This is a genomic window from Candidatus Frankia alpina (assembly GCF_902806485.1).
In the GTDB taxonomy this organism is placed as follows: Bacteria; Actinomycetota; Actinomycetes; order Frankiales; family Frankiaceae; genus Frankia; species Frankia alpina.
Window position 1 is genome coordinate 1 of the sequence record NZ_CADCWT010000045.1, and the last position, 25914, is coordinate 25914.

The following is a 25914-nucleotide window of genomic DNA, read 5'->3' on the forward strand; positions in this document are numbered from 1 at the left end:
GGCTGTGGGATGCGTGACACCGCGGCCGCCGCGTCGGGGGTGGGCGGGGCGGCCGGGGGCCGGTCGCGGGCAGCGGACCCCCGCTGGAACCCGGCCGGAACCTTCCGCGACGCGCCGGGATCAGCGCCGCGCAGGCGGGGGCGCGACGGTAGTCTCGCAGCGACCGGTTCGTCCGGACGGCCCCGCTCGTCCCGCGGCATGGGCCCGCCACGCCGTCGGGCCCGCCACGCCGTCGGGCGTGCCGCGGTGTCCGGTGCGGTGCGGGTGCTTCCGGGGCGTCGGTCCGCGGCGGTCTGTTCGGTGCCATCGTGTCGTCGCGTTCGAGTTGTCGCATTCGGAGGTCCTAGCCGTGCCGTCCATCGAGGCTGTCGGAGCCCGCGAGATCCTTGACTCTCGTGGCAATCCCACCGTCGAGGTCGAAGTCGTCCTGGAGGACGGGACGTTGGGCCGCGCCGCGGTCCCCAGCGGGGCCAGCACCGGTGCCTTCGAGGCCGTGGAGCTGCGTGACGAGGAGGACCGCTACGGCGGCAAGGGCGTCACCAAGGCCGTCGGTGCGGTGATCGAGCGGATCGGCCCGGCGATCATCGGGCTGGAGGCCACCGAGCAGCGCCTGCTCGACCAGACGCTCATCGACCTCGACGGCACCCCGGGCAAGTCCGCCCTCGGTGCCAACGCCCTGCTCGGCGTGAGCCTCGCGGTGGCCAAGGCGGCCGCGGCCGCCAGCGGGCTGCCGCTGTTCCGCTACCTCGGCGGCCCGAGCGCTCACCTGCTGCCGGTGCCGATGTTGAACATTCTCAACGGCGGCGCGCACGCCGACACGAACGTCGACATCCAGGAGTTCATGATCGCCCCGATCGGGGCGATCACCTTCTCGGAGGCGTTGCGCTGGGGCGCGGAAGTCTACCACGCGCTCAAGAGCGTGCTCAAGGCCCGGGGCCTGGGGACCGGCGTCGGCGACGAGGGCGGCTTCGCCCCCAGCCTGCCCACCAACCGGGAGGCGCTCGACCTCATCGCCGAGGCCGTCGACAAGGTCGGCCTGCGCCTCGGTTCGGACATCGTCCTCGCCCTCGACGTCGCCTCCACCGAGTTCTACGCGGACGGTGCGTACACCTTCGAGGGCAGTGCCCGCACCGCCGAGCAGCTCAGCGACTACTACGCCGACCTCGTCGGCGCCTACCCGATCGTGTCCATCGAGGACCCGCTGGCCGAGGACGACTGGTCCGGCTGGGTGGCGCTGACCGAGCGGCTCGGCCGCTTGGTGCAGCTCGTCGGGGACGATCTGTTCGTCACCAACCCGGAGCGGCTCGCCCGCGGCATCGCCGCCAAGGCGGCCAACGCTCTCCTGGTAAAGGTCAACCAGATCGGCACGCTCACCGAGACCCTCGACGCGGTGAACCTCGCCCACCGCGCCGGCTACCGGGCGATGATGTCGCACCGCTCCGGTGAGACCGAGGACACCACGATCGCCGACCTCGCCGTCGCCGTCGACTGCGGCCAGATCAAGACCGGCGCCCCGGCCCGCACCGAGCGGGTCGCGAAGTACAACCAGCTGCTGCGGATCGAGGAGGAGCTCGACGACGCGGCTCGCTACGCCGGCGCCGGTGCCTTCCCGCGGCACGGGCAGCCCGCCTGATTCGCATGCCGCCGCCGCGTGCCGCGTTGACCACGAGGGCGACCCTGCTCGCCGTCGTGATCTGCGCGCTGGTCCTGACACTCGCCTATCCGCTGCGGCTGTACCTCAAGCAGCAGAGCAAGCTCTCCGAGCTTGCCCGGACGAACGCGCAGACCCAGACCCGGGTCAACGAGCTGCGCTCCACGGTCGAGCGCTACGACGACCAGGCCTGGGTCTCCGACGAGGCACGCCGGCGGCTGCATTACATCAAGCCGGGTGAGCGGGCCTACCTGATGCCGGCCGCCCCCACCTCGGCGCCCGGCGGCGACGGCGAGCACGGGGGATCGTCCGGCAGCTCGGCCTGGTACGGCCGGTTGTGGTCGGAGATCGCGGCGCCGTAGGCGCGCATGCCGGCGGCTTCGGCCCGGGTTCACCCGTGGATCTGCGGTGCTCGTGGATCTGCGATGCTAGGCGGCGGTAGCGGTGCATGGTCGCTGTCCCGGGAGGAGCGCGTCGCGGTGCGGGAGGAGAACGTGGTGTCGACGGCGGTGACGGCCGCGGAGGTCGAGATCGTCGGGCGGCAGCTGTCCCGTGAGCCGCGCGGGGTCCTGGCCGTCGCCCACCACTGTTCCTGTGGGCTGCCGGACGTGGTGGAGACGGCTCCACGGTTGCCCGACGGCTCGCCGTTCCCCACGCTGTACTACCTCACCTGTCCCCGCGCCGCGGCCGCGGTGTCGCGGCTGGAGAGCGCCGGAGTCATGCGGGAGATGACGGTGCGGCTCGCCCACGACCCCGAGCTCGCCGCCGACTACGCTGCGGCACATCGGGATTATCTCGCCCGCCGCGACGCCCACGACGTTCTGCCCGGCGCCCCGAGTGCCGGCGGCATGCCGGAGCGGGTCAAATGCCTGCACGTCCTCGTCGCGCACAGCCTGGCCGCGGGGCCGGGGGTGAATCCCTTCGGGGATGAGACGCTCGCCGCCGTCGACGACTGGGGTCAGCGGGGGCTGTGCGTGGCCGCGGGCCCGGTGGGGACTGTGGGGACGACGACGGGAGAGGTACCGGCATGAGCCGCGTCGCCGCGATCGACTGCGGGACCAACTCGATCCGCCTGTTGGTGGCGGACTACGACGGGTCCAGATTGCACGAGCTGACCCGCCGGATGGAGATCGTCCGACTGGGCGCCGGGGTGGATCGCACCGGTGAGCTCGCCCCCGAGGCGCTGGCGCGGACCTTCGCCGCACTGCGCGACTATGCCGCCGAGATCGAGCGTCTGGGCGCCACCCGGGTGCGGATGGTGGCCACGAGCGCCACCCGGGACGCCCGCAACCGCGGCGAGCTGGTCGCCGGCGTCCGTGCGATCCTCGGGGTCGCCCCCGAGGTGATCAGCGGGGACGAGGAGGCGGCGCTGTCGTTCGGCGGCGCGATCGGCGATCTCGTCGGCGGATCGGGCCAGTTCGGTGGGCCGGGCCAGTTCGGTGGGCCGGGCCCGGCGGGGGCGCCGAGCCAGCCGGGAGCGTCCGACCGGTCGGACGCATTCGGGCAGCCCGGACCATCCGGCAGTCCGGGCCCTTCGGACGCGCGCGGAGCATCCGGCGTCGGGTCCGGCGCGCCAGGCCCGGCGGGAACATCCGGTCAGCTCGGAAAGATCGGTCTGTCCGGCACGGGCGGCGTCTCGTCGGTCGCCACCCCGATCCTGCTCGCCGACATCGGCGGGGGTTCGACGGAGCTCGTGTTCGGGGACGCGCGCGGCGTGCGGGCGGCCCGCTCGGTGAACGTCGGCTGCGTCCGGTTGGCCGAGCGCCACCTGCGCGACGACCCGCCGACCCCGGCGCAGGCCGCGGCGATCGTCGCCGACGTGCATGCCGCGCTCGACCTCGCCGCCCAGACGGTGCCGCTGACCGAGGCCGCCACCCTGGTGGGCGTCGCCGGGACCGTCACCACCGTCGTCGCTCTGGCCGCCGGGCTGCGGAGATACGACGCGGATCGCATCCACCTGTCGGTGACGAGCGCCGAGCAGGTTGCCGCCGTCACCGAGCGGTTGCTGGGCATGACGCACGACGAGCGGGCGGCGCTTGCGGTGATGCACCCGGGGCGGGTGGACGTCATCGCGTCTGGCGCGCTCGTGCTGCGCACGCTGGTCGAGCGCACCGGCGCCGCGTCGGTCGTCGCCAGCGAGCGGGACATCCTCGACGGGATCGCGTTGGCCCTGGCCATCACCCCGCCGGCCGTGGGGAGCCCGGCCGCGGGGAGCGCCGCCGTGCCGCCGCCGCCGACCGCGCCGTCCCTGCCGACCGTGCCCGGTCCCGCCGCGGGATGACGGCCGGCCTGCGGCGCGGCCCCGCGCGACCGGGCGACGGCTGGCCGGGCGACTTCGCGGCCCCGACCACCCCGGTTGCCGCGTCGCCCGCACTGGTACGCGAGCTGGCCGCCGGCGCCCCCGATGCGGATACGCTCGACGCCCGGATGTCGGTCTGCCGTGCCTGCCCGCGTCTGGTCGCCTGGCGGGAGGAGGTCGCGCAGGTCCGCCGGGCCGCGTTCGCCGCCCAGCCGTACTGGGGGCGTCCGGTGTCCTCGTTCGGCCCGGCCGATGCCCGAATCCTGATCGTGGGCCTCGCCCCCGCCGCCCACGGCGGCAACCGCACCGGGCGCATCTTCACCGGCGACCGCAGCGGCGACTGGCTGTTCGCCTCGCTGCACCGGGTCGGGCTCGCCACCCAGGCGATGTCGCAGTCCGCGGGAGACGGCCAGCGCCTGCGGGCCACCAGGATCGTCGCGGCCGTGCGCTGCGCGCCGCCGGCGAACAAGCCGACGACGGCGGAGCGGGACACCTGCCGCCCGTGGCTGGTCCGGGATCTGGAGCTCGTCCGGCCGACGCTGCGGGTCGTCGTCGTTCTCGGCGGCTTCGCGTGGACGGCGCTGTGGCCGGCGCTGGCGCAGGCCGGGTACTCCGTACCGGCACCCCGGGTGCCGTTTGGCCATGGGGCCCAGGCCGATCTTCCCGAGGCCGGGGTCCGCGTTGTGGGTTGCTATCACCCGAGTCAGCAGAACACCTTCACCGGACGGGTCACCGAGGTGATGCTGGACACGGTTTTCGGCTCCGCGGCGGCACTGGCAGAAGTGGGTGAGCATCGCGTCTAAGCCCTCGTGTTGTGGTCGCCGACACAGCACATGAGCCACGGCACTGCCGTGGTGGTCGCGAGATGGGCCGAAGGGCCTGGCGAATTGGCGTCCTGCGTCACGGAATTGGCGGGGCCGGGGGACTCGATGCAGGGTGTAACTCGGCCCCCGTGGGTACCGTTTTCGTATGGGCTATGGGCAGGCACCGCACATCCTCATCGTCGGCGGAGGATACGTCGGCATGTACACGGCCCTGCGGCTTCAGCGGAAGCTGGACGGGGACGAGGCGACCATCTCCGTAGTTGAACCCAACTCATACATGACCTATCAACCGTTTCTCCCGGAGGCGGCCGCCGGTAACCTTGAGCCACGCCACGTGGTCGTTCCGCTACGTAAGGTGCTCAAAGGGTGCCGGGTTATCAGTGGTCATGTGGTGGCAGTGTCACATGAGCAACGCGCGGCGTCCGTTCAGCCGCTGCTGGGCGAAACTTTCGACCTTAAGTACGATATCCTGGTGATATGTCCAGGTTCGGTGGCCCGGACGCTGCCGATCCCGGGCCTCGCCGAACAGGGAATCGGATTCAAGAGCGTGGCCGAGGCCATCTATCTCCGAAACCAGGTCATCAGTCGGCTCGACGCGGCCGCGTCGGCGACCGATTCCGCGGTGCGGCGGCGTGCGCTCACATTCCTCTTCATCGGTGGCGGATATGCCGGAATTGAGGCGCTCGCCGAACTTGAGGACATGGCGCGTGATGCATGTTCTTATTGCCCGGATCTGGAGCCCGCGGACATGCGCTGGGTTCTCGTGGAGGCGACGGACCGTATTCTTCCGGAGGTCTCGCCCGCAATGGGGCTGTATACGGTCAAGCAGCTCGAACATCGCGGAATCCAGGTGAAGCTGAACACCAAGGTCGAAAGCCTGCTCGACGGCCACGTCGTTCTCGACGGCGGAGAGCGGTTCGAGGCCGGCACCGTGGTGTGGACTGCGGGTGTCAAGCCCAACCCGATGCTCGCCCGGACCGATCTCCCGCTCGACGACCGTGGCCGGCTGCGGGCCACCGCCTTCCTCCAGGTCGACGGGGCGGCGGACGCCTGGACCGCCGGTGACTGCGCGGCCGTGCCCGACCTGACCAAGGGCGAGGGGGTGACCACCGCGCCGTCCGCCCAGCATGCCGTCCGCCAGGCCCGCCGGTTGGCGGAGAACCTTCTCGCCGAGCTGCGGCACGCGCCCATCAGGCCCTACGAGCACAGCTATGCCGGCAGCGTGGCCTCCCTGGGGCTGCACAAGGGCGTGGCCGAGGTGTACGGGGTCAGGCTGCGAGGCTGGCCCGCCTGGCTGATGCACCGGACGTACCACCTCAGCCGGGTGCCCACGGTGAACCGCAAGGCCCGCGTGGTCGCAGACTGGACCTTGGCGTTGTTCTTCCGCCGAGAGATCGTCTCGCTGGGCTCGTTCGCCGACCCCCGGGCGGAGTTCCGCATGGCGGCGTCCCCCGAGGCCGCCACGGCTCCCGAGCGGCCCGCGGAGGCCCCCGACTCGCGCGCGGCACCGGGCCCGCCGGCCGCGATCGACGACTCAGCCGCAGATGCCACCGCCGACGAGGCCATCCCCACCGGGTCCAACCCACCGGGGACGCCCACGCCGGCCGCCGCTGCGGAGGCGAACTCGCAGGCCGCGCAACCGCGGAGCTGACTGTCGTCCGTGCCCGCGGGCCGCGCCCCGGCCGCACCGCACCGCGGCCGGTGAATCCCCGTCTCTCGGGGGGTTCACCGGCCGCCGTCGCTTAACGGCACCAAGGTGGGGGCGGCATTCCGGCAACTCCGGACTGGCCCGACGCCGCTAACGAGCTGCGAGCTCGGCATTCCAGCGATCTGGGCCGCCCACTGATCGGCGGGGATGGCAATGCGGCAGCGCCCTAGTCACGAAGAGTCACGCTTTCGGTGGGGCCGCCATCTCCGGACCACTTTTTCCGCGATGTGTTATTCCCAGACCCTACGTAGCGTGGTAGAAACATCAACGATGTAGACGAGCCGGTGTATCCCAACTGGTAGAGGAGGCTGTCCTAAAAACAGCTCGAGTGTCGGTTCGACTCCGACCACCGGCACAATCCATTGCTGACTGCCCGCGCGCGTTGATGAACGCCGCGGGTGATCGGCATGGAAGGCTTCGTCGCCATGCTGAGGTGAGCCGCGGCGAGGGGGGCGCAATGATTCCTTGCTCGCCCCCGTCCGCTACTTTCCGTTCTGAATTAGTTACAACTTTCGCGGCTGGCGGGTTCCCCGGCCCGGCGCGGTATCGGCCGACCGGCGGGAACCTACCCGGCAGTGGGTTCGTTGCGGGGGTTGACACGTGCATCAGACGATGACGGTGGCATCGCCCCGGTGGCGACCGAGAGGAGCCGGCTCAATGGCCGACCTTCGTTCCTCCAACCCCGTGCTGCGCCGCGGCGGGTTCGCGCCGCCGCCAACGCCCACCCCGGAGGAGCTCGCCAGCCACTACCGGCAGCCGACCACCCTCACCATCGACGACGTCGTCGTGCACACGCTGGGGCTGTTCGCCCTGCTGGGCGTCGGCGGTGCCGTCGGCTGGGTGGTCGGGCGCGACGCCCCGGGCATCGCGCTGGCCGCCGGTCTCATCGCACTGGTCATCAGCCTCGTCGTCTCGATGCGCAACCGGCTGCGCCCGTCCCTGGTCATCGCATTCGCGCTGATCGAGGGCGTCGCGGTGGGGACGATCTCGCGCTACTACGAGGACGCCTTCGGGGGCATCGTCCCGCAGGCCCTGCTCGGCACCGGGCTGATCTTCGTCGTGATGCTCCTCGCCTATCGCAGCCGCCGGCTGCGAGCCACCCCGCGGATGGCCCGCGTCGTCACCGGCGTGCTGCTCGGCGTCGTCCTGCTCAGCCTGGTCGACCTGGTCATCAGGGCGGTCAGCGGCAGCCACCTGCCGATCATCAACGACGCGACGCCGCTGGGCATCCTGTTCAGCGTGGTGGTGCTCGGCGTCGCGAGCCTCCAGTTCATCCTCGACTTCGATTACATCGAGCGGGCGATCGCCACCGGCGCACCGCGTTCCGAGGCGTGGCGGGCCGGTTTCGGCCTGTTGATCGGCTTCGTCTGGGTCTACCTGGAGATGCTGCGGCTGCTGTCCAAATTGCGCCAGTAGGGTCCGCGGCGCCGCGCCAGGGGTGGAGCCCAGGGCGGCCCAGTAGGCCGGCCGCAGGGGCGGGATCGGCTCAGCCGGAGTGGTCCGGGCCGGCAGCGGTGGGAGTGATGCGCAGGATGCAGCGTTGGTCCCGGACCATCGCCGCCCGGTAGTCGTCCCAGTCGGGATGCTCGCCGGCGAGGTCGCGGTAGTAATCGACCAGCAGTTCCATCGCCGTGGGCAGCCGGACGATCTCCGCGGTGCCGGTGATCTGCACCCACGGTCCGAAGAAGTCGTCCGGCAGCACGCAGAGCCGCACGGTCGCATCCCGCTCGACGTGCCCGACCTTGTAGGCGGTGAGCCTGGTGCTGATCAGCAGGCGACTCTTGGCATCCAACCCGACCGACACCGGCGACATCTGCGGGCTGCCGTCCCGACGGGTGGTACTCAGGACCGCCCGATGATGATCGCGGACGAACTCGGTAGCTGCGGCGAGGTCCATGCGCCCATTGTCTCCGACGGGACGCGGTGCACCTGGCGGGGGGCGCCGTGGCGGGCCGTCCACGCAGGCCACGACGCCGCGTCGCCGTGGGCCGGCCACGGCGCCACGGGCGTCTACGCCCGGCTTGCCCGCCGCCGCAGGTCCGCCTCGTGGACGAGGGCCGCGGCGAAGCTGTGCGGAAGGTTGTGCTCGGCGCGCAGCCAGTTCACCCGTTCGGTGAAGCGCAGCAGGCCCGGACCGTCGTCCAGCCGGCTCAGCCAGTGGTTCACCCCGTGGCCCGTCACCTGCGGGATCCGTTCGATGAGGGTCTGATGGGTCTGATTGGTCTGCGGGGAGCGGTTCAGCGACATGCGCGCCTCCAGAAGTGAAACCCGACGTCAACGGCTCATGTCGCAAGGGTGCCCCAGGCCACAGCAAAGGGCAAGGCCCCGTTCGTGCCTCGTGGGGTATCATGCCCGGATGTCCGATGAGGTCGGTGATCTCACCCGGGAGGCGGATCTGCTCATCCGCCGCGTCCGAGGATGGGCCGGCTCATCCTGGGACGTCGCGGTGGGTTCGGGGATGACCCGGGCGGAGTGCACGGGTCGGCTCCTCGACGAGCTGGCCGCGCTCGGCGAGCGCATCGGCACGGGTGCCCCCGCCGGGGTGCGCCCGCCGAGGCTCGCCCCTCACGCCCTGCCCGACCAGCTCGCGGTTCTCGCCGAGGACCTGCTCGCCGCGTTGGCCACAGCCGATGCCGCCCGCCCGTCCGTCCGCGAGGTGCTGGCGGACGCCCACGCGGCGGTGACCCGGGCGCGCGCGGACCTCGACGGCACCGGCTTCGGGTTCCGCGTGCGCTGACCGCGGCCGGCCGGCCCGACCGGACCGGACCGGACCGGGACCGGACCGTTGCGGTGTCAGCCGAGCCGCCAGGTGCTCCGGATGTTGTCAATCACGTGCGCCGCGGCGATCCTCGCCCCGTCGAGGGCCAGGTGTACCCCGTCGTGGGATCGGGCGAGCACGGCCTGGCCGTCGGCGCCGGTCAGGTAGTCGCTGTAGGCACCGTCCTTCGACAGCCACGGGGCCAGGTCGAGGTAGCTCGCGCCGCTCACCCCCGCCGCCGCGGCCTCGGTCGCGGCGTTCAGCTGGCGGAAGTAGCCGTTCAGTCGGTCCGAGCGGGCCGGGGGCAGGCTGAGCCAGAGCAGCCGCCTGGCTCCGTCTGCGGTCCAGATCCGCATGACGACGCCGGCCCGCCGCTGGTACTCGGCCGCCCACTCGGCCGATCCGGCGGGCAGCACCGTGCCGTCGGCGAGCGTGATGCCCTGCCCGTCGTTGCCACCCATGGCGACGATGACCAGCTCCGGGTCGCGCTCGGCGACCTGGACGCGGGCATGGGCGGCCCAGTCGAAGAAGTCGGGCCGGACCAGGCCGGTGCCGAACCGGGTCTCGGTCTGGGCTCGGACCGTGTCCGGCGCCGTGTTCGTGATGGTCGGGCCGAGGGATTCGGTCAGCGAATCGCCGGTGACGAGTACCCGTAGCGGGTCGGCGGCGGTGGGCCGGCGCAGGGGGGTGAGTGGGGCGGCGGGTGCCCCGGTGGTGCCGGTGCGGCCGGTCGCCGCGTGGCTCGCCGCGGTCGCCAGCTCCGAGGCGCCCCCGTGCGGCGCGGTCCGGTGGCCGAAGGCGCGTGTCAGCCAGCGGTCCGGCGTGTCCAGGCGCACGAGGTGTGTCACCCGTTCGACCGGCCGCGCCGCTCCCAGCAGCAGGGTGCGGGTGAGTCCGGGGCGCATGCCCTCGCCGGCGTGCACCATGGCGGGCGCGCGCAGCACGGCGAGCAGCCCCAGCACCGCGACGACCAGAAGCAGGGCGCGGCGTGCCGGGACGGCGTCCGCCGCCGCCCGTGGCGATCCGGCGCGATGACGTGGGGATGGCTGCGCCGGCGCCGACCCGGCTGACCGGTCCAGCGGACGGTCCCGGGTGGGGGGGCGGTCCCGGGTGGAGGGGCGACCCCGCAGGCCGCGGCGGGTCTGCGGCGGCGGGCCGGCGGGCGGCGGGTCGGGCGCGGACGCCGGCGGCCCAGTTGGCACCGCATCGTCGCGCTCGGTCATGGTCACGGGCTCCGTCGACGGCTGTGGAGGATGGACCGGAACTCATCATCCGTGGTGGCCCGATTACCTTAGGTGCTTCACCGGGACTTGGCGGCCCCACGCCCCGGTGGGCCGTCCTCAGAAGCGGAAGTAGATGAACGGGGCGACGTCCTGTTGCCCGACAACCGCGTAAATGACCATCATGGCCATGGTCAGCAGGGCGATCTGCGGGCCGAGGCTCATCTGTGTGAACCTGGCCTGCGCCCTGGTCCACCAGTGCTGCGGGACGGCCGCCGTGGTCAGGCCCACCGCTATCGCGGCCACGACCGAGGGGGTGACCAGCGGCGCCGGGCCGCCGGCTGTGAAAAGCCGCGCGAACAGGCGGCCCGCCGTGTCCAGATCCGGGGCGCGGAAGAGCACCCAGGTCGCGCAGACGAAGTGGAAGACGGCGAGGCGGGCCGCCCAGCCGCGCACGGGGCCGGCGACCCGGGCCGCGGTCCCGGCGGCGGCCGGTGCGGGCGCCGTGGCCAACCCGACCGCCCGGGACGTGGGCGCTGTCGAGGAGGCCTCTGTTCCTGAGTCAATCGCAGGCACGTTGGGCTGCGCGGGCACGTCGGCGGCGCGTTCGGCGCGCGGCAACGGCATCTGCGCCGGTCGGGCGGTGGCCGTCCGTCCCGTCCGCCGGGCCCGTAGCCGGCGTTCGGTCACCAGGGCGGCGCCGTGCAGCGCCCCCCACAGTACGAAGGTCCACGATGCCCCGTGCCACAGGCCGCCCAGGGTCATGGTGATCATGAGGTTCAGGTGGGTCCGGCGGCGTCCGCGTCGGCTTCCGCCCAGGGGCAGGTACACGTAGTCGCGCAGCCAGCGCGACAGCGTCATGTGCCAGCGCCGCCAGAACTCCTGCAGGCTGCGCGCCGCGTATGGCCGGTCGAAATTGTCCGGGAAGCGGAAGCCGAGTAGCAGCGCGATCCCGATGGCAATGTCGGAGTAGGCCGAGAAGTCGCAGTAGATCTGGACGGCGTAGCCGTAGATGGCGACACCGATCTCGGTGGACGAGTGCTGGCCGGGGGCGTCGAAGACCGGGTCGACCAGCCGGGAGGCGATGACGTCGGCGAGCACGACCTTCTTGATCAGTCCGCCGAGGATGAGGAACGCCGCCCGCGTGGTCGGCACCCGGGCTGGGTCCCGCGGGGTGGCGAGCTGCGGGAGGAACTCGCTGGCCCGCACGATGGGACCGGCCACCAGATGCGGGAAGAACGCCTCGTAGACGGCGAAGTCGAGCAGCGGTGCCGGCGGGGTGATCCCGCGGTGGACATCGATGACGTAGCTCAGCGCCTGGAAGGTGAAGAACGAGATCCCGATCGGCAGCGCCACCTGGAGCAGCGGGAGCGGGGCGGGCAGCCCGGCGTCGGTCAGGGCGCGATCGACGGACAGCGCGAAGAAGCCGTAGTACTTGAACCAGCCGAGCAGGCCGAGGTCGCAGGCGATCGCCGCGGCGAGGATGCGCCGGTCCCGGAACCGGTGGATCGCCCACGCGGCCGCCTGGTTGATCAAGGTGGAGGCGACGATGAGCAGGACGAACCGGGCGTCGGCGAAGCCGTAGAAGAAGTACGACGCGGGGAGGATGAACGGCTTCCACAGCGCCGGTCGGGGCATCAGCAGCCAGGACGTCGCCATCACCACGACGAAGAACGCCGCGAACTCGATCGTCGGAAAGATCACCTATGGCCGTCCAGGAAGATCGGGCGCGCGGCGGGAGGCACGGGGGAAACGAACCGCATGTGGCCACTCTATGGAGTTGGAGAGATACATAAAGTAGTGGCTGGCTGAAGGGTGCGCGGTCAGGCGTGGCGGGACGACTGGCGAGATCAGCGCCGTCGGCGGGGCGGTGGGCGGGCCCGAATGGGTGACGTTGGGTCGATTCGGCCTGGAAGACGTGCGTGTCGGGCACGGGATGGCTACCTTCCGACCATGGGCATCGTCACGGTCAACGGCATCGATCTCGCCTACGAGATCCACGGCGACGACGACGGCCTGCCGTTGCTGATGATCGGTGGTCTCGGGCAGCAGCTCGTCGGTTGGCATCCCGACCTGCTCGCCGCGCTCGCTCGGCGCGGTTACCGGGTGATCATTTTTGACAACCGTGACGGGGGCCTGTCCACCCACCTCGACGACCTGGGGGCGATCATCGCTGGGCGCTTCGACCTCACCCCCTACGGGCTCACCGACCTCGCCACCGACGCACTGGGCCTGCTCACCGCGCTCGACGTCGAGTCGGCGCACCTGCTGGGCCTGTCGATGGGCGGCATGATCGCCGCGCTGCGCAGCCCGGCGCGGGTCCGCAGCCTCACGTCGGTGATGTCACACCCCGGCGACCACCGGGTGCAGCCGACGCCGGAGGCCATCGGGCTGTTCCTGCGCCCGGCGCCGCTCGACCTGGAGCAGTCCGTCGTCGCCGCGCACGAGGCCCACGAGATCCTCGGCTCGCCGGAGTTCGCGCCAGACGAGGCCTGGCTGCGCCGGCGCGCCGAGATCTACTGGGACCGCCGGACCAACCCCGACGGCGTGCTGCGCCAGGTCGCAGCAGTGCTCTGCGCCCCGGACCGCACCGCGCAGCTCGCCCGCCCACCCTGGTCGTCCACGGCGGCGCCGACCCGCTCATCCCGGTGATCGGCGGCCGGCTGACGGCCGCGGCGATCCCGGCCGCGGAACTGCTGGAGATCGACGGGATGGGCCACGACCTGCCCCGACAGGTATGGGATCGGGTGCTCGACAAGCTGGAGGACGTCGTCGATCGCGGGGAGGCCGGCCGGCGCTCCCTCGCCGCCGCGAGCTGACGAGCCACCGCGCGCCGGGCTCAGGCCCCGGGTTTGACCACCGTCAGGGCGATGACCACGACCCAGCAGGCGGAGCTCAGCACGGCGCCGCCGGTGATGGAACCGAGCCGGCGACGGGCGTCCCCGCCGGCGTCGATCTCGGCGATGGCATGCGACAGACTGGGCGCGATGACCGCCAGGCAGATCCCGCACGCCACCACCCACAGCACCAGCGAGCCCAGCAGTCAGGAGTCGCTGAACGACCGCACGCTGCCGAACGATCCCTGGTGCACCATCCCCGTACCGGTCACTACGATCAGCAGCGAGGCCACTGCGAACCCTCGCACCAGACGGGCGGCGAGCCGCCGGATCGGCAGGGTGCGCGATCCCGTCCGCAGCAGGCTGGGGACGGACGCGCACACCAGGGTCAGCGGTCCGACCATGAAGATCGCGAGAAGGATGTGCAGGGTGAGGAGGAGCCCGAAGCTGCCCGGATGCGGCATGGGGGGACGGTACCGATCGACACACCGTGCCTGTGCACCGGCTATGGGCGAGCTGTCTCGGTCCTGTGCGCTCTGCCAAGTCAGAGTCGGTAGGACTGGTAGTAGAGCAGCTTCACCCCATCGCCGAAGTGCGTCCCGTACAGACGGCCGGTGGAGCCGGCGTAGGCGTAGCTGACCACCCCGTCGATCCAGCCGTGCCCGGGCCCGAGCCGGCCGAACCCGGTGATGAACGGGCCACCGCTCGCCCCCGCCGTCATCCGGCAGCCCACCCTGATCGACGGGCCGCCGTACGGGTCGCCGGACCCGGGCCCGGCGCAGTAGATGAGCTGGCTGCCGTCGTACGGCAACAGGCGCGGGTAGCCGAAGCTGTACTGCGGGTAGGTGCGCGGCAGGCCGAACGTGATGCCCTGGGCCCCGGCCACGTCCTCGAGGTGCCGGCCGCCGTGGGTGTTGAACAACGCGAAGCCGGCGTCGACGTCGAAGTTCGAACCGCTCGCCCAGCCCGGCGTCACGGTCAGCCGGCGGGCGGTCCAGATGCCGTACGGCATCGTCCCGTCGACGTAGCCCGGAACGAAGGCGACCCGCTGGGCGAACTGGGCGCCGGCTCCGCCGTGCAGGCAGTGCCCCGCGGTCACGACGAGGTCGCGCCCCGGGCTCGTCACCACACTCGCCGAACACGCGAAGTCGGCGCCGCCGATCGTGGTGAACAGCCGACCGGTGGTTGCCGTGACCAGCCCGCCCTGGGCATACGGTGTGCCGTCGCTGGGCGGCGGCGGCGCGTTCGACAGCCCGGGGTTCGGATCGTCGGCGAACGTGGCGGCCGCGGCCGTCGCGGCGTCGGTGGTGGCGTCGGAGCGGTCGGTGATGTGGGTGCCGAAGGCCCGGTCGCGACGCTCGGCTGTCCAGTACCGCTCGACCTCGCGCTGCTCGGCGGTGCTTACAGCGCCGGGCGCCGACAGCGGCGACGGCTGCCCCCGGGTGATCTCGGTGGCGATGTCTGCCGGTCGCACACCCGCGCCTGGCAGGTCGGTGAGGCCGGTGAGGCCACCGATGTGGTCGAGGCCGTCCGCGAGGATCGCGCCGCCCGGTGTGGCCTGGGCGGGGGAGGCGGGCATGGCCGTGGGAGCGAGCCCCACGCCCGCCGTCAGCAGCACCGCGGCCACCAGCCGCGAGTGGGCTGGTGGGCGAGGACGCTGCCTACGCTGCTGCAGATCCGCCTGATGCCTCGCGTTGGCCGCGCTTTCCTCTGCCATCCGTGATCCCACGATCGCGCAGAGTAGCAGAGTTTGAGATCCGAATGGTCGGGGCGCGGCGGGCGCCTACGGGGTGCCGATCAGATCCCCCGCGGCGGGCGAGGGCGGTCAATCGAGGGCCGTCGGTCGCACCCCCGCGGGATGGTCAGTCAGTCGGCGCGGCGAGGTGCTCGTGGGCCTGAGTCTAGGTGGGGGCGCCGGCGCTGGCCGGCGGGCACCAGAAGACGAAACGGGACCGAGCCATCGCGGGCCCGAGGCGGCGCATCGTCTCCCGGTGGTGCGGGTCGCCGACGAACGCGTCCAGCGCGGCCCGGTCCGTCCACGCGGACAGGGTCCAGTACTCGCGCCGCAACGGGCGGGCGACCAGTGAGACGCCGAGGGCGCCGGGCGCGGCCAGCAGGGCCCGCCGGATGGCCATCGACGAACGCGGCATCGGTGACCGTGTGCCGGGCCGAGGTGAGGACGAAGTGGGAGGCCATGACCTCGATGGTGCCGTCCTCGGGATCGGTGCCGCCGGGCTTGCGGTCGGGCGGGATGGTCCAGGGAATCGTCGGCACGGTGACCCACCTCCACAATCGTCTGACTCGGACTATCGCTCAAGGCAAGGATAGTCTCAAAGAGACGGTATGGGTCAAGTCGTATCATGAAGACCATGGTGGAGATCGCGCTGACGCCGGTGTCGTACCTGGTCCTCGGGGAAGTGGCCCGCCGCGGCAGCGCCACGCCCTACGACCTCAAGGTCTCGGTCGCCGAGTCGGTCGGGAACTACTGGTCGTTCCCGCACGCGCAGCTCTACAAGGAGCCGCCGCGTCTCGCTGCGGCCGGGCTACTGGCCGAGGAGCGGGAGGCCGCCGGGCGCCGCCGGCGGATCTTCCGGATCACCGAGGCCGGCCGGCACAGGCTGCAGGAATGGCTCTCCTCGGCCGACTCCGGACGCACCGAACTACGCGACCTCGGCCTGCTCAAGCTCGCGTTCGCCGACCTCGGCCGTCCCGGCGACGTAGCCCGGCTCGCCCGTGCCCAGGCTGTCGCGCACCGGGCGCATCTGGAGGTTTACCGCACGCTGGCCGCGCTGCCGGCGGACGCCATGGTCTGGTCGCTGCGGCGCACCCTGGACCTCGGTTTCGCCTACGAGCGGCTCATGGCGGAGTTCTGGGAGCGGCTCGGCGCCGACCCCGCCCTCGTTCGCACCCCGCCACCGCCCGCCGACTCCGCGCGGCCGACGAGGGACGCCCCGAGCCAGGGTGCCGCGGCCGCGGTCGGATCAGCGGGCGACGTGGTGGCGTCCCCGGGAACGCAGGTAGTCCCGGATGACGTAGCTGCCGAGGGCGGTGGGGTCGGGTGAGAGGACCCGCCCGCCGTTGCGCCGGGCCATCTCCTCGACGAACTGCACGAGGCGCGGCTCGTCGTCGAGCATGAACACGTTGATGGTCACCCCGCGGCGGGTCAGCCGGTCCACCTCGGCGAGGGTCAGCTCCAGGGTCTCGGGCATCGGCGGCCAGGAGAACGACGGCGTGCCGTCGCGCAGCAGGTGCGCGGTGGGCTCCCCGTCGGTGACCACCATGACGACCGGTTCGGCCTGCGGGTAGCGGCTGAGTAGCCGGCCCGCGATGAGTAGGGCGTGCTGCAGGTTCGTGCCCTGGACCATCTCGGAGTCGAGGCCGGCGAGCTCCACTGGCCGCAGCTCGCGGGCGTAGTCCGAGAAGCCGATGATATGGATCTTGTCCTGTGGGAACGAGGTACTGACGAGGGTGTGCAGCGCCAGCGCCGTCGACTTCGCGATCCCCCACGTTCCGCGCAGGGCCATCGAGTAGGACAGGTCGACCAGCAGGCAGACCGCGGCGGTGGTGCGCCGCTCGGTCTCGGCGACCTCGAAGTCGCTGACCTTCAGCCGCACCGGGCGGCCCTGTCCGGGTGGCCCGGCGCGCAACACTGCGTTGCGGACCGTGCGGACGACGTCGATCGGTTGGGTGTCGCCGAACTGCCAGGCCCGCGAGGTGCCGAGCAGGTCGCCGGCGGAACCGGCGTCGGTGAGGTTGTGATCGCCGCGGCCGCGGGCGGTGACCTGGCGGAAGATCCGCGCCAGCGCCGTCTGCCCGATCCGGCGCACCGCCCGCGGGGTGAGCTCGAGGCTGCCGGCGCGGCGGGTGATGAAACCCTGCTGTTCGAGCTCCCGCTCGACCTGCTGCAGGCTGCGCAGGTCGTCGACGGCCGAACGACCGAGGGCACGGGCGACCGCGTCGGGGTCGATGTCCTCCAGCGACGCCCCGGCATAGTCCTGCCCGAGCGAGGCGGCGAGCTCGTCGAGTTCCGCCAGCTCCTCCAGCGCCGAGGTGGCATCACCGAGGCCCAAGGGCTCGTCCCCGGTGAGGCCCTCACCGAGCCGCCCGCCGCGCCCGCGGGCCCGCCCGCCCCAGTTCAGGTCCGGGCGGGAGGCGCGTAGCGCCTGGGTGAGCTGGGACATCTCGGCGGCCAGTCCCAGGTCTTCCATCGCGGTGGACATCAGGTCGGCGAGCTCGGAGCGCTGCTGCGGGGTGAGCCCCGCGAGCAGCCGGGCGGCAGCCGCCGAGCGGCGCGCCAACGCGTCGACCAGCTCGTCGAGTGACTGCGGGTTCTCTGGGAAGAACCCGCCGTACTGGCGCATGAACTCGCCGAACGCCTCGTCGGTGTTCTCGCCGCGGGCGTCGGCCTCCAGCAGGGTGTTCAGCGCCCCGATCATGTCGCGGATGCGGGCGAAATCCTCCGGCGTCGCCCCTTCCAGGGCCTGCTTCATCCCCTTGAACTGGGTGTCGAGGACCTCCCTGCGCAGCAGCTCGGAGATCTTTTCGTAGGTCTCGCGGGCTTGAGGGGAACGCCAGTCGTACTCGGTCAGCGACCGCACCGCGCGCGCCGGGTCGGCGGGCAGCGCGTCGAGCTCGGCCTCACGCAGGCGAGCCTCGTCCGACGGATCGGGGAACAGCGCCGCCCGCTCCTGACCGACGGCCGTGTCGAGCAGCCGTCGGACCTCCTGCAGGGTGCCGTCCATCCGGCCGCGGGAACGAGCTTCGCGCCGGCGCCGCTCGATGGCGCGGCGCATGTCGTCCAGCCCGCGGCGGCCGGGCATACCGCGGCGCAGCAGGGCTTCCAGCGCCTCGCGGGGGGTGCGGCCCTCCAGGATCTGGCGGGACATCTCGTCGAGTGCGCCGGCCGCGGTGAAGGGGGAGGCGAGCGGGTCGGGCCCGCCGTCCCAGGGGCCGTAGCGGAATGTGCCGGAGCTCACCGGGGTCCTCCCACTGGTGTCATATCAGGAGCCGTAGACTGTTCGGCCCGGCAGCTCCTCCTTCGCCAATCGGCGGTTGAGGTGCAGTCCCTCCATCGCCAGCTCCAGCGCCGCCGCGGCGAGGCCGGGCGACTCCGCGCCGTCCACGCCGAGCCGGTTCAGGATCGCCGCGAGTCCGGGCACCGGGCCGACCCGGCGCAGCAGTTCGGCGGCGGGCACCATGTCGCCCGTCTCGACCGGGCCGTCGGCCTCGAAGCGGTTCTGCAGCCCGGTCAGATCGGCGCCGGCGAGGCGGGCCCGGAACGTCTCGGCGATCGCGCGGCGCAGCAACAGCGCGAGCACCTCGTCCTCGCGCCCCTCCTCGAGCTGGTCGAACTCGACCTTGCCGCGCACCGCCGGCACGATGGCGGAGAGGTCGACCACCCGGGCGGTGGGCGTCTCCTCCCCGGTCAGCGCCGCGCGGCGGACCGCGGAGGCGGCCACCGTCTCAGCCGCGGCCACCGCCAGCCGGGCCGACACGCCCGAACGCTGGTCGACCTGCGGAGCTTCGCGGATGAGGCGGGTGAATCTTGCCACGATCTCCAGCAGGTGATCGGCGATCTCGGGGGTGCCCAGCGGTGAGCCCGCCCAGGAGATCACCGACTCCTGGCGGATCAACGCGAGCTCGTCGGCGAGCTGCAGCGGGTAGTGCGTGCGGACCTCGGCGCCGAAGCGGTCCTTGAGCGGGGTGATGATCCGGCCGCGGTTGGTGTAGTCCTCGGGGTTCGCCGAGGCCACCAGCAACAGGTCGAGCGGTAGGCGCAGCAGGTAGCCGCGGACCTGGATGTCGCGTTCCTCCAGCACGTTGAGCAGTGCCACCTGGATGCGCTCGGCGAGATCGGGTAGCTCGTTGACGCTGAAGATGCCGCGGTTCGTCCGCGGCACCAGGCCGTAGTGCACCGTTTCCGGGTCGCCGAGGGTGCGGCCCTCGGCGACCTTCACCGGGTCGACGTCGCCGATCAGGTCGCCCACGCTGGTGTCCGGGGTCGCCAACTTCTCGCCGAACCGCTCGGAGCGGTGGCGCCAGCCGATCGGAAGATCGTCGCCGAGCTGAGCCGCCAGCGCCCGGCAGCGGCCGCAGACAGGCTCGTAGGGGTGGTCGTTGATCTCACAGCCGGCGACGGCGGGCGACCACTCGTCGAGCAGGCTCAACAGGGTGCGGATGAGCCGGGTCTTGCCCTGGCCGCGTTCGCCGAGGAAGACGATGTCGTGGCCGGCCAGGATGGCGCGCTCGACCTGCGGCAGAACGGTCTCGTCGAACCCGACGATGCCCGGGAAGCGGGGCGCCTCACCCTTCATCAGAGCGACAAGATTGTCCCGCAGCTCCGTGCGCACGGGGCGGTGCACATGCCCGCTGCGGCGGAGCTCACCCACCGTGACGTACGGCGGAGCGGCACCCGCCGGCGGGGTGGCCGGGGGCGTCGCGGTCGGTGGCACGGAATGACGGGGCGGTGCCGGCAGATCCTCCACGCGTCGACGGTACGTCGGTACCGCCCGCGGCGCAGCCAAGTCGGTTGCCGTCCGCTGCAGGCGTAGTCGGGGGGGTACCTCCGTCTGCTTCGCCGGAAGCGGCCCCGCCCGCCCGATTTGTTCGGGCGGGCGGCTCGTAGGTGCCGGCGTGCCAGCCACGATGGGTGATCCCCTGGCCGGCCGAAGTGGCATGGCCGAGCCAGGTCCGGGTGCCGTCAGGAGCCGTAAGGTGCGACCGAGACGATCTTGACCTTCGCGGAGCGGCCGCTGGGGAGTGTGTAGCTGACGGTCTCGCCGGCCTTGTGGCCGGTCACGGCACCACCGAGCGGGGAGGCGGGGGAGAAGACGTCGACGGGAGTGCTGTGGTCCTCGCGGGAGCCGATGAGGAACTTCTCGGTCTCCTGCTCGCCGGAGAAGCGCACCTCGACGACGGTGCCCGGGCCGGCCTCCCCGCTCGTGTTGGGAGCCTCGCCCACCTTCACGTCGCGCAGCAGGTCCATGAGCTGGCGGATCCGGGCCTCCTGCTTGCCCTGCTCCTCCTTGGCTGCATGGTAGCCGCCGTTCTCCTTGAGATCGCCCTCCTCACGGGCCGCCTCGATCTTGGTCGCGATCTCCGTGCGCCAAGGGCCGGTGAGGTAGTCGAGCTCGGAGCGGAGCCGGTCGTATGCCTCCTGAGTGAGCCAAGTCTGCTGCGTCACGCGGGTCACGCTCCTCGGTGAACATCAAAAGGGTCACGATATCAAGGTGAATCAAGGAATCCTGGGTCGAGCCCGCTGACTCCGGCGGCGGCTCCTCGACCGCCGGGAGACTCTGGACCAGCGGTTCCTACCCTCACAGGCGATCCGTCAGTCCGAGGTTTCGACCATGACCGCGCACCTGGCGGAGCGGGAGCGCGGCGGACGGGTGCCGTACTCCGTCGGTCCCGGGGCCGGACCGACTCCGATGTCGGTACGCCGGCCGGTGACGCTACACCCGTCGCCGCGTGAGCGGACGGTGCATTGTGCCACGGCGTTGGGTGACTTTTCCAGATCAAACGTGGAGGCAGGCTCCAGGGTTCCGCACGGCGGTGTCGCACGGCGGTCACGTCGCGGCCACCCCGGTCGATGGCCGCGGTCCGGCCCAGCCATCAGCGACAATGGTGGCATGCCTTCGGTCGACGAGCGGCCTGGCCTGCGTCTCATGGCCATCCATGCGCACCCTGATGACGAGTCCAGCAAGGGCGCGGCCACGATGGCGCGCTACGTGAGTGAGGGCGTGGACGTACTCGTTGTGACCTGTACGGGCGGTGAGGAGGGCAGCATCCTCAACCCCGCGATGGATCGACCCGGCGTCGCAGAGCGCATCGTCGAGGTCCGCCGCGAGGAGATGGAGAACGCCCGACGCATCCTCGGTGTCCGCCAGGAGTGGCTGGGTTTCGTCGACTCCGGCCTGCCCGAGGGCGACGCCCCGCCGCCTGTGCCGCCGGGGCGCTTCTCCACCACGCCGGTCACCACCGCGGTCCAGCCCCTGGTCAGGCTGATTCGCGCCTTCCGGCCGCAGGTCATCACGACCTACGACGAGTCCGGCGGCTACCCGCACCCCGACCACATCATGACGCACAAGATCAGCATCGAGGCTTTCGAGGCGGCCGGCGATCCCGAGCGCTATCCCGAGGTCGGGGTCGATGCCGGGCTCGACCCCTGGCAGCCGCTCAAGCTGTACTACCACCTCACCTTTCACAAGGAGCGCATCCTCGCCCTGCACGAGGCGCTGCTGGCCCGCGGCCTGGAGTCCCCCTACACCGACCGCCTCGACGAGTGGGCCGGCCGGGCGGCGGAGGCGGGTCGGTTGACCACCAGGGTGCCGTGCGCGGACTGGTTCGAGACCCGCGACCGCGCCCTGATCGCGCACGCCACCCAGGTTGACCCCACCGGATGGTGGTTCCGGATTCCGCTCGACGTCCAGCGGGAGACCTGGCCTACCGAGGACTACCAGCTCGCCCGCTCGCTGATTGAGGTCGGCACCCTGCCCGAGGACGACCTGTTCAACGGCGTGTGAGGGCGCGCGTGGCGGGTGGGGGCTTCGGCGGGGGCTGATCAGCGCCCGCCGCGGGCGCTCCGGCGCGGCGTAGGGTCGAGGGTGGGTACCGCCGGGAGCCCACGGCGCACCGTCCGCGTGGGGCGGAGCCGGCCGTGCGCTCGCGCGGCACAGCGGCGGGTGATGACCGCAGAGATGGACCCTGGTGTGAGGACGTCACCGTGAACGAGATCTTCGCCGGTTCCGTGCTGGCCGAGCAGGAGAGCAGCGCGGGTGGTCTCGGGCTGCTCATCGTCGTGGGGCTGATCGTGGTCTCCGCCGGGCTGTTCTTCATGCTTTCGAAGAGCCTGCGCCGGATGCGCGCGAACGTGGCGAACGGAGATTTCCTCGGGGTCGATCCCGACCGGCCCACCGGCCTGGTCGATCCCCGTCAGGCGATCCGCCGCCGGTCGGTGCTGGCAGGCCGGAAGGGCCCGGTGATCGAAGGCGAGGTCGTCGGCGATGCCGCGGCCACGGGCGGCGGGAGCGAGCATCTCGACCTGCCTGTCCAGCCCGGCCCCCCGTCCTCCGGCGGCTGAGCCGGGAGCCGCACCGCACACCGTTTCAGGCCGCTTCCTTGTCCTTCCGGAGGATTTCGTGCCCGATTTATCCCTCCGGAAGGGCAAGGGATACGCGGTCAGCCCAGGGCGATGTTCACGATGCGGCCGGGGATGATGATGATCTTCTTGATCGTCCGGCCCTCGGTCTGGTGCGCGTAGTCGGGATGCGCGGTGAGCAGCTCGCGGATCGCGGGCTCCGCGGCACCATCGGGCACCTGAAGGGTGAACCGCACCTTCCCGTTGACCTGGACCGGGATGGTCCGCTCGGGCTCGGTGGCCAGCGCCGGGTCGCCCGCGGGGAAGGCCGCGCGGCTCGCCGAGGTGGTGTGCCCGAGTCGGGCCCACAGCTCCTCGGCGATGTGCGGGGCCAGCGGCGCCACCATCAGGACCAGCGGCTCGGCGAGGGCTCGGGGGGTCGCCGCGGCCTGGCCGTACCGCTTCGAGACGAAGTTCGTCAGCTCGATGAGCCGGGCGACGGCCGTGTTGAACCGCAGGCCCGCGTATTCCGCCGCCAACGTGATGATCGTCCGGTGCAGGATGCGGGCGGCCTCGGCGTCCAGCTCCTCGTCGGAGACGGCGACCGCCCCGCTGCTCTCGTCGACGACCGCGCGCCACAGCCGCTGCAGGAATCGGTGCGAGCCGATGATGTCGTCGGTGTGCCAGGGCCGGTCGGCGTCGAGCGGGCCCATCGCCATCTCGTAGACCCGCAGTGTGTCGGCGCCGAAGCGGTCGTACATCTCGTCCGGGCTGACGCTGTTCTTCAGGCTCTTGCCCATCTTCCCGGAGCGACGGTCGACCGGCGCCCCCTGATGGGTGAACCGGCCGTCGCCGCTCGCCGTCACCTCGGCCGCCGGGACGTACATCCCGCGGGCGTCGGTGAACGCGTCGGCCTGGATGTAGCCCTGGTTGAACAGCCGCTTGAACGGCTCCTTGGACGACACGTGCCCCAGGTCGTAGAGGACCTTCTGCCAGAACCGGGCGTAGAGCAGGTGCAGCACCGCGTGCTCGACGCCGCCGACGTACAGGTCGACGCCGCCGTCGCCGGCCGCCGCGCCTGGCTTGGCCATCCAGTACCGCTCGACGGTCTCGTCGACGAACCGCTCGGTGTTGGTCGGATCCAGGTAACGCAGGTGATACCAGCAGGAGCCGGCCCACTGCGGCATCGTGTTCGTCTCGCGCTGGTAGCGCTTCGGGCCGTCGCCGAGGTCGAGGGTGACGTTCGCCCAGTCGGCGACGCGGGCCAGCGGCGGCACCGGGTCGCTGGCGTCGTCCTCGGCCATCGCCGTCGGCCGGAAGTCCGTCATCTCGGGCAGCTCGACGGGCAGCAGCTCGTCCGGGACGGTGTGCGGCAGGCCGTCGTCGTCGAAGACGATCGGGAACGGCTCGCCCCAGTAGCGCTGCCGGGAGAACAGCCAGTCCCGCAGCCGGTAGGACCGCGCCGACCGGCCGTGACCGGCGTCCTCCAGCCAGTGCACGGTCGTCTTGATCGCGTCGGTCTTGCCCAGGCCGGTGAGTACGGGGGCGCCCGCCGGGCCGGGCAGGTAGGCGCCCTCACCGCCGAATGCGTCCGGCCAGGCCGACGGCGGCGCACCAGGCGTCACGCCGTACTCGGCGTACCACTGCTCGTTCGGCGCCAGCACCGCCGGGATCGGCAGGCCGAAGGCCCGTGCGAAGCTGAAGTCGCGGCCGTCGTGCGCCGGCACCGCCATGATCGCGCCGGTGCCGTAGCCGACGAGCACGTAGTCGGCGAGGAAGACCGGGATCTCCGCGCCGCCCACCGGGTTACGGACGTAGGCGCCGGCGAACACGCCGGTGCGGTCGATCTCCTCCCCGCGCTGACGGTCGCTGCGCCGCCCCGCGAACGCCCGGTAGGCCTCGACCGCGGCGCGCGGCGTCCAGGCCGGGTCGGCGGCGGCCGCCTCGGCGCCCGCCGCGGCGTCGGTGCCCGTGGGGGCGCCGTGGCCGGCGGGGAAACGCCAGGCGGCCGGGGTGCCCGCCGGCCAGGCGTCGGCGACCAGCGCGTCGACCTGCGGATGCTCGGGCGCGAGCACCAGGAAGGTCGCCCCGGCGAGGGTGTCCGGGCGGGTGGTGTAGACCTCGATGCGCGGCGCCGGCGCGGCGGCACCGGCTGCACCCGTGGCACCGGTGGCCGTGGCGGTTGCATCGGCCGTGCCGGAGGGGACGAGGGGGAACTCGACGCTCGCGCCGTCGCTCGGACTGATCCAGTTACGCTGCATCTGCTTGATCGAATCCGACCAGTCGACCAGGTCGAGGTCGGCGACCAGCCGCTCGGCGTAGGCGGTGATCCGCAGCACCCACTGCCGCAGCGGCCGGCGGTACACCGGGTAGTTCCCGATGTCGCTGCGGCCCTCGGGGGTGACCTCCTCGTTCGCCAGCACGGTGCCGAGCCCGGGACACCAGTTGACCAGCTGCTCGGAGATGTAGGCCAGCCGGTGGGCGTCGACGACCCGGCGGCGGGCGACCCGGTCCAGCTCGGCCCAGGGCAGGCCCGCCGGGTTCGCGGCGCGCACGGCGTCGACCGACACGGCGGTGTTGCCGGCGGCGGGGCCGGCCACCGGCGAGCGGGTCCCGGCCTCGAACTCGGCGATCAGCTCGGCGATCGGCCGCGCCCGGCCGGCCTGCGGGTCGTACCAGGCGTTGAAGATCTGCTGGAAGATCCACTGTGTCCAGCGGTAGTACCCGACGTCGGTCGTGGCGATCTCGCGGCGGGTGTCGTGACCAAGCCCCAGTCGGGACAACTGCCGGCGCATGTTGGCGATGTTGGCGTTGGTGGTCGTGCGCGGGTGCTGGCCGGTGTTGATGGCGTACTGCTCGGCGGGCAGGCCGAAGGCGTCGTAGCCGAACGGGTGCAGCACGTGGCGGCCGGACATCCGCTGGTAGCGGGTGAACACGTCGGTGCCGATGTACCCGAGCGGGTGCCCGACATGCAGGCCGGTGCCGCTGGGGTAGGGGAACATGTCCATGATGTAGAACGGCTCGCGCCCGGCGACCTCGTCGAAGCCCGCGGCAAGCGGCCCGACCGGGTTCGGGGAGTTGAACGTGCCCTCATCGGCCCACCGTCGCTGCCACCGGCGCTCGATGTCCGCGGCGAGCCGGGCGTCGTACCGGAAGCCCAGATCCTCGCCGGTGCCGTGCTCGGCCGTCTCACTCATTCGCTGGTGCCATCCCAACTCGTTGGTACTCCGACCCTTCGACGACCCCTCCGAGTACCCGCAGCGACCCATCGACCGCTCTCGCGGCGCAACGGCGGCCTTGGTGGACGGCGGTCGAGCGAGTGGACGGCGGACGGGTGGGCAAGCACAGCAGCGGGGATCGTGCCTTCCTCCGAGCGTATCCGGTGCCGCGCAGCCCGGATCTGACCGCACGCCACCACGAGTAGGCCTGGCCGCCCGAGCCGCCCCGGAGACCAGATGATCTTCCCGTTCAGGGTCGCCACGGTGATCGACCTTGGCAACGGGTTTTCGTCCGTCTGGGGGTCGCCCACCCACAAAACTAT

23 protein-coding genes, 1 tRNA gene and 1 pseudogene are annotated in these 25914 nt (G+C 72.0%); 13 read left to right on the forward strand and 12 right to left on the reverse strand.

Annotation, left to right across the window (positions count from 1 at the left end):
* The first annotated feature begins 349 nt into the window (after nt 1-349).
* From eno to G6R25_RS07780, 8 genes are all read left to right on the forward strand, one after another.
* Complete coding sequence (eno, locus tag G6R25_RS07745) at nt 350-1633, forward strand: phosphopyruvate hydratase (protein ID WP_163552418.1); 1284 nt, start codon at nt 350-352, stop codon at nt 1631-1633.
* Nucleotides 1634-1638: 5 nt separating this feature from the next.
* Complete coding sequence (locus G6R25_RS07750; protein ID WP_136448702.1) at nt 1639-2013, forward strand: FtsB family cell division protein; 375 nt, start codon at nt 1639-1641, stop codon at nt 2011-2013.
* Between the two features lie 63 nt (nt 2014-2076).
* The gene (locus G6R25_RS07755; RefSeq protein WP_235947747.1) at nt 2077-2682 is read left to right on the forward strand and encodes a DUF501 domain-containing protein; all 606 of its coding nucleotides are present in this window, start codon (nt 2077-2079) and stop codon (nt 2680-2682) included.
* Entirely contained in the window at nt 2679-3932 is a 1254-nt protein-coding gene (locus G6R25_RS07760) for a Ppx/GppA phosphatase family protein (protein WP_163552419.1), read from the forward strand. The genes G6R25_RS07755 and G6R25_RS07760 overlap by 4 nt, the downstream gene beginning before the upstream one ends.
* Complete coding sequence (locus G6R25_RS07765; RefSeq protein ID WP_163552420.1) at nt 3929-4753, forward strand: uracil-DNA glycosylase; 825 nt, start codon at nt 3929-3931, stop codon at nt 4751-4753. The genes G6R25_RS07760 and G6R25_RS07765 overlap by 4 nt, the downstream gene beginning before the upstream one ends.
* 166 nt (nt 4754-4919) lie before the next feature.
* On the forward strand, nt 4920-6425 hold the full coding sequence (locus G6R25_RS07770) for an NAD(P)/FAD-dependent oxidoreductase (RefSeq protein ID WP_163552421.1): 1506 nt from the start codon (nt 4920-4922) through the stop codon (nt 6423-6425).
* 337 nt (nt 6426-6762) lie between these two features.
* Nucleotides 6763-6837, forward strand: a tRNA-Leu gene (locus G6R25_RS07775).
* A gap of 302 nt (nt 6838-7139) precedes the next feature.
* On the forward strand, nt 7140-7898 hold the full coding sequence (locus G6R25_RS07780; protein ID WP_163552422.1) for a Bax inhibitor-1/YccA family protein: 759 nt from the start codon (nt 7140-7142) through the stop codon (nt 7896-7898).
* Nucleotides 7899-7968: 70 nt separating this feature from the next.
* On the opposite strand, the gene G6R25_RS07785 is transcribed toward G6R25_RS07780, so the two are convergent.
* Together G6R25_RS07785 and G6R25_RS07790 are read right to left on the reverse strand one after the other, a co-directional pair.
* Nucleotides 7969-8379 carry a PPOX class F420-dependent oxidoreductase gene (locus G6R25_RS07785; protein ID WP_163552423.1) on the reverse strand — a complete coding sequence of 137 codons (411 nt, stop codon included), beginning with the start codon at nt 8377-8379 and terminating at the stop codon, nt 7969-7971.
* 113 nt (nt 8380-8492) lie between these two features.
* The gene (locus G6R25_RS07790) at nt 8493-8729 is read right to left on the reverse strand and encodes a DUF4287 domain-containing protein (protein WP_136448432.1); all 237 of its coding nucleotides are present in this window, start codon (nt 8727-8729) and stop codon (nt 8493-8495) included.
* A 109-nt stretch (nt 8730-8838) separates the two neighbouring features.
* Here G6R25_RS07790 and G6R25_RS07795 point away from each other — a divergent pair, with 109 nt between their 5' ends.
* Nucleotides 8839-9219, forward strand: coding sequence for a hypothetical protein (locus G6R25_RS07795; protein WP_136448433.1), 381 nt, complete (start codon nt 8839-8841; stop codon nt 9217-9219).
* 56 nt (nt 9220-9275) lie between these two features.
* Here the strand turns inward: G6R25_RS07795 and G6R25_RS07800 are convergent, their stop codons facing one another.
* On the reverse strand, nt 9276-10463 hold the full coding sequence (locus tag G6R25_RS07800; protein WP_163552424.1) for a DUF459 domain-containing protein: 1188 nt from the start codon (nt 10461-10463) through the stop codon (nt 9276-9278).
* A gap of 117 nt (nt 10464-10580) precedes the next feature.
* Entirely contained in the window at nt 10581-12164 is a 1584-nt protein-coding gene (locus G6R25_RS07805) for an MBOAT family O-acyltransferase (protein ID WP_163552425.1), read from the reverse strand.
* A 249-nt stretch (nt 12165-12413) separates the two neighbouring features.
* Between G6R25_RS07805 and G6R25_RS07810 the strand changes: the two are divergent.
* Nucleotides 12414-13279: pseudogene (locus G6R25_RS07810) on the forward strand (alpha/beta fold hydrolase).
* 20 nt (nt 13280-13299) lie between these two features.
* On the opposite strand, the gene G6R25_RS26475 reads toward G6R25_RS07810, so the two are convergent.
* From G6R25_RS26475 to G6R25_RS07825, 4 genes are all read right to left on the reverse strand, one after another.
* Nucleotides 13300-13488 carry a hypothetical protein gene (locus tag G6R25_RS26475; RefSeq protein WP_235947749.1) on the reverse strand — a complete coding sequence of 63 codons (189 nt, stop codon included), beginning with the start codon at nt 13486-13488 and terminating at the stop codon, nt 13300-13302.
* A 15-nt stretch (nt 13489-13503) separates the two neighbouring features.
* Nucleotides 13504-13761: a hypothetical protein gene (locus G6R25_RS26480; RefSeq protein ID WP_235947751.1), complete on the reverse strand. Its 258-nt coding sequence runs from the start codon at nt 13759-13761 to the stop codon at nt 13504-13506.
* A gap of 80 nt (nt 13762-13841) precedes the next feature.
* Nucleotides 13842-15014, reverse strand: a complete 1173-nt coding sequence (locus G6R25_RS07820; RefSeq protein ID WP_235947753.1) for a trypsin-like serine peptidase — start codon at nt 15012-15014, stop codon at nt 13842-13844.
* 184 nt (nt 15015-15198) lie between these two features.
* Entirely contained in the window at nt 15199-15447 is a 249-nt protein-coding gene (locus G6R25_RS07825; RefSeq protein WP_235947756.1) for an antibiotic biosynthesis monooxygenase, read from the reverse strand.
* A gap of 210 nt (nt 15448-15657) precedes the next feature.
* On the opposite strand from G6R25_RS07825, the gene G6R25_RS07830 reads away from it, so the two are divergent.
* Nucleotides 15658-16359, forward strand: a complete 702-nt coding sequence (locus G6R25_RS07830; RefSeq protein WP_235947759.1) for a PadR family transcriptional regulator — start codon at nt 15658-15660, stop codon at nt 16357-16359.
* Here the strand turns inward: G6R25_RS07830 and G6R25_RS07835 are convergent.
* From G6R25_RS07835 to greA, 3 genes are all read right to left on the reverse strand, one after another.
* On the reverse strand, nt 16279-18273 hold the full coding sequence (locus tag G6R25_RS07835; RefSeq protein ID WP_163552426.1) for a vWA domain-containing protein: 1995 nt from the start codon (nt 18271-18273) through the stop codon (nt 16279-16281). The two genes, G6R25_RS07830 and G6R25_RS07835, sit on opposite strands and share 81 nt — an antisense overlap.
* A 24-nt stretch (nt 18274-18297) precedes the next feature.
* Nucleotides 18298-19782, reverse strand: a complete 1485-nt coding sequence (locus G6R25_RS07840) for a magnesium chelatase ATPase subunit I (protein WP_163552427.1) — start codon at nt 19780-19782, stop codon at nt 18298-18300.
* 215 nt (nt 19783-19997) lie between these two features.
* A complete protein-coding gene (gene greA, locus G6R25_RS07845; RefSeq protein ID WP_163552428.1) occupies nt 19998-20480 on the reverse strand; it encodes a transcription elongation factor GreA in 483 nt (160 codons plus the stop codon).
* 445 nt (nt 20481-20925) lie between these two features.
* On the opposite strand from greA, the gene mca reads away from it, so the two are divergent.
* Together mca and G6R25_RS07855 are read left to right on the forward strand one after the other, a co-directional pair.
* Nucleotides 20926-21819 (forward strand): mycothiol conjugate amidase Mca, encoded by an 894-nt coding sequence (gene mca, locus G6R25_RS07850; protein WP_163552429.1) that lies wholly within the window; start codon nt 20926-20928, stop codon nt 21817-21819.
* A gap of 200 nt (nt 21820-22019) precedes the next feature.
* Nucleotides 22020-22376, forward strand: a complete 357-nt coding sequence (locus G6R25_RS07855; RefSeq protein WP_163552430.1) for a hypothetical protein — start codon at nt 22020-22022, stop codon at nt 22374-22376.
* Nucleotides 22377-22474: 98 nt separating this feature from the next.
* Here the strand turns inward: G6R25_RS07855 and G6R25_RS07860 are convergent, their stop codons facing one another.
* Nucleotides 22475-25570: a leucine--tRNA ligase gene (locus tag G6R25_RS07860; protein WP_163552431.1), complete on the reverse strand. Its 3096-nt coding sequence runs from the start codon at nt 25568-25570 to the stop codon at nt 22475-22477.
* Nucleotides 25571-25914: the final 344 nt, after the last annotated feature.

Bases quoted from the DNA above. Each gene is read 5' to 3' on its own strand.
- G6R25_RS07795 (WP_136448433.1), top strand. From the start codon at position 8,839: ATGTCCGATGAGGTCGGTGATCTCACCCGGGAGGCGGATCTGCTCATC.
- G6R25_RS07755 (WP_235947747.1), top strand. From the start codon at position 2,077: ATGCTAGGCGGCGGTAGCGGTGCATGGTCGCTGTCCCGGGAGGAGCGC.
- G6R25_RS07825 (WP_235947756.1), bottom strand. From the start codon at position 15,447: ATGCCGCGTTCGTCGATGGCCATCCGGCGGGCCCTGCTGGCCGCGCCC.
- G6R25_RS07790 (WP_136448432.1), bottom strand. From the start codon at position 8,729: ATGTCGCTGAACCGCTCCCCGCAGACCAATCAGACCCATCAGACCCTC.
- G6R25_RS07785 (WP_163552423.1), bottom strand. From the start codon at position 8,379: ATGGACCTCGCCGCAGCTACCGAGTTCGTCCGCGATCATCATCGGGCG.
- mca (WP_163552429.1), top strand. From the start codon at position 20,926: ATGCCTTCGGTCGACGAGCGGCCTGGCCTGCGTCTCATGGCCATCCAT.
- G6R25_RS07750 (WP_136448702.1), top strand. From the start codon at position 1,639: ATGCCGCCGCCGCGTGCCGCGTTGACCACGAGGGCGACCCTGCTCGCC.
- G6R25_RS07770 (WP_163552421.1), top strand. From the start codon at position 4,920: ATGGGCTATGGGCAGGCACCGCACATCCTCATCGTCGGCGGAGGATAC.
- G6R25_RS07765 (WP_163552420.1), top strand. From the start codon at position 3,929: ATGACGGCCGGCCTGCGGCGCGGCCCCGCGCGACCGGGCGACGGCTGG.
- G6R25_RS07800 (WP_163552424.1), bottom strand. From the start codon at position 10,463: ATGACCGAGCGCGACGATGCGGTGCCAACTGGGCCGCCGGCGTCCGCG.
- G6R25_RS07860 (WP_163552431.1), bottom strand. From the start codon at position 25,570: ATGAGTGAGACGGCCGAGCACGGCACCGGCGAGGATCTGGGCTTCCGG.
- G6R25_RS07820 (WP_235947753.1), bottom strand. From the start codon at position 15,014: ATGGCAGAGGAAAGCGCGGCCAACGCGAGGCATCAGGCGGATCTGCAG.
- G6R25_RS07830 (WP_235947759.1), top strand. From the start codon at position 15,658: ATGAAGACCATGGTGGAGATCGCGCTGACGCCGGTGTCGTACCTGGTC.
- G6R25_RS07780 (WP_163552422.1), top strand. From the start codon at position 7,140: ATGGCCGACCTTCGTTCCTCCAACCCCGTGCTGCGCCGCGGCGGGTTC.
- G6R25_RS07760 (WP_163552419.1), top strand. From the start codon at position 2,679: ATGAGCCGCGTCGCCGCGATCGACTGCGGGACCAACTCGATCCGCCTG.
- G6R25_RS26480 (WP_235947751.1), bottom strand. From the start codon at position 13,761: ATGCCGCATCCGGGCAGCTTCGGGCTCCTCCTCACCCTGCACATCCTT.